The following is a 1,181-nucleotide window of genomic DNA, read 5'->3' as shown; positions in this document are numbered from 1 at the left end:
CACAGGATTTTGCCAATTTACGCGTGGCGATAATTGGCGATATTCTGCATTCGCGTGTGGCACGTTCGCAGATTCAGGCTTTAGCAACACTTGGGGTTGGTGAAATCCGCGTTATTGGTCCACAGACTTTATTGCCAAGAGAAAGTCAGACCCTTGGCGTACATGTTTATCACGATATGGAAAGTGGCCTTGAAGGGGTCGATGTGGTGATAACCCTGCGCCTGCAACTGGAACGTATGCAAGGAGCGTTATTACCCAGCGCACGAGAATATTTCCGCTGTTACGGACTAACGGAAGAAAAACTCAAATATGCCAAACCGGATGCCATTGTTATGCATCCCGGCCCCATTAATCGAGGCGTAGAAATAGCATCATCGGTTGCTGATGGGCCGCAATCCGTCATCCTGGAGCAGGTAACCCACGGCATAGCTATCCGTATGGCGGTAATGTCGATGGCGCTGGCCAGTCAATCAGAACAGGCAGAGATCGAAGAATGAAGATTTGTATTCTAAATGGTCGCGTCATTGACCCTGCCAGCCAGCTGGATATTGATCACAATATCTATATTGAAGACGGAAAAATTGTTGCCATAGCAGAAGATTTGGCAGGGTTTGATGCCGATATTGAAATTGATGCGTATAACAAAATTGTCTGTCCAGGCCTTGTGGATCTAAGTGCACGGCTACGTGAACCCGGCCAGGAACACACGGCAACAATTGAAAGTGAAACACGTGCTGCGGTAGCTGGTGGCATCACCACACTCGCCGTTCCCCCTGACACAGATCCGGTTATAGATAATCCGGCAGTGGTGGAATTGATAGAAGATCGTGCCAAGAAAGCCGGCCGTACCATGGTGTTGACGGTGGGCGCATTGACCCAAAAACTTAATGGTGAACTACTGGCTGAGATGGCTGCTTTAAAAGCGGCTGGCTGTGTCGGTGTCAGCAACGGCGTAACCGAGATTAAAAATACCGTAGTCTGGAGGCGTGCACTTGAATATGCCGCCACGCTGGATTTAACGGTGTTTATCAATGCAGCTGATGCCTGGTTGCAGAAACAGGGGTGTGTACATGAAGGTACTGTCAGTGCCCGGCTGGGGTTATCCGGTATTCCGGAAAGTGCAGAAACCATCGCCGTGAGCCGTGATTTGATTCTAATCGAACAAACCGGAGTACGCGCTC

1 protein-coding gene and 1 pseudogene are annotated in these 1,181 nt (G+C 49.7%); both read left to right on the top strand.

Translation table 11 applies throughout. The features are described 5' to 3' along the window. Positions 1-497: aspartate/ornithine carbamoyltransferase family protein (locus tag B3182_RS12845; RefSeq protein ID WP_414683347.1), on the top strand; the 497-nt coding region annotated here is incomplete at its 5' end. Next, positions 494-1,181, top strand: a pseudogene (locus B3182_RS12840) (dihydroorotase); the annotation flags it as partial. The gene B3182_RS12845 and the pseudogene B3182_RS12840, both read left to right, overlap by 4 nt.

The sequence above is a fragment of the Methylophaga sp. UBA4204 genome (genome assembly GCF_002379485.1).
GTDB lineage: Bacteria > Pseudomonadota > Gammaproteobacteria > Nitrosococcales > Methylophagaceae > Methylophaga.
The sequence above is the reverse complement of the archived record's forward strand: the minus strand, read 5'-3'. Positions and strand labels throughout refer to the sequence as shown.